Origin of the sequence: Caulobacter sp. 602-1, assembly GCF_003931565.1 — a bacterium.
In the GTDB taxonomy this organism is placed as follows: Bacteria; Pseudomonadota; Alphaproteobacteria; order Caulobacterales; family Caulobacteraceae; genus Caulobacter.
Map to the genome: position 1 here is coordinate 1 of NZ_RRYI01000057.1, position 343 is coordinate 343.

At 56.6% G+C, this 343-nt stretch carries 1 protein-coding gene; it reads left to right on the forward strand.

Annotated features, from left to right (window positions below; translation table 11 throughout):
- On the forward strand, window positions 1-186 hold a 186-nt coding region (locus EIK80_RS26825; protein WP_233586946.1), incomplete at its 5' end, for a hypothetical protein.
- Window positions 187-343 lie beyond the last annotated feature (157 nt).

Here is a 343-nt window from a genome sequence, read left to right on the forward strand (position 1 = left end):
GGAGATTTTTACGGCATTCGCCTGGACTACGTCCTTGGAGCGTGGCAGAAACGGCAGAAATCGCACGGAGCGACGAATACCCCGCGAAGTTTCTGCCGTTTCGAGTCGGTCAAACGGCAGAAACTTCGCGTGCCCCTCGTTGAGACGCGAACATTCTACCACAAAGAGGGCACACTGCTCTGGTAGCAACACTTTCGAACGGCCGGCGCGCCCAGAAAGCTCTCAGAAAAGCTCCAGATAAGTGAAATCTAAGTTGCCGGCAGCTATCAGGCTCGCTTTAGTGCGCAATCATCGTGACGCACAGCCCCGAGGTCGCCGCCCAGTCCGACGAGGTGTTCCAGTT